This window comes from Streptomyces sp. AC627_RSS907 (assembly GCF_019049165.1).
This window is the reverse complement of the sequence record NZ_JAGMUE010000216.1, coordinates 1-574: the sequence shown is the minus strand read 5'-3', so window position 1 is coordinate 574 and position 574 is coordinate 1. Positions and strand designations below refer to the sequence as shown.

The 574-nt window shown below is 71.8% G+C and carries 1 protein-coding gene; it reads right to left on the bottom strand.

The features are described 5' to 3' along the window. On the bottom strand, positions 1-574 hold a 574-nt coding region (locus KUM32_RS32330; RefSeq protein WP_217145501.1), incomplete at both ends, for an MFS transporter.

Here is a 574-nt window from a genome sequence, read left to right as displayed (position 1 = left end):
AACTGGGACAAGAAGAAGACTAGGCCGGACAGGCCGAGGATGGTCAGCAGGTCGGCGAGGACGGCCCCGGAGAAGCCGCGGTGGTGGAAGAGCCGCATGTTCAGCAGCGGCGACGGCAGCGTGAGCTGGCGGCGTACGAACCAGGTCAGGGCCAGCGCGCCGAGCACGCCCGCGGCGGCGACGTCCCAGCCCAGGCCGTGCGCGGCGGCCTCCTTGACGGTGTAGACGACGCCGATGATGCCGACCAGGGAGAGCCCCACGCTGGGCAGGTCCCAGGGGCCGGGCGAGGGGTCTCGTGACTCGGGCAGCAGCCGCATGCCGACCAGGACGAGCACGAGCATCACCGGCAGGTTGATCAGGAAGACCGAGCCCCACCAGAAGTGTTCGAGCAGGAAGCCGCCCACGACGGGGCCGACCGCCGCGCCGGCCGAGGCCGTGGCGCCCCAGATGCCGACGGCGAGGCTGCGTTCCCTGGGGTCGTGGAAGAGGTTGCGGATCAGCGCGAGGGTGGCGGGCATCAGCGTGGCGCCGGCGACGCCGAGCAGCGCCCGCGCCACGATCATCATCTCCGGAC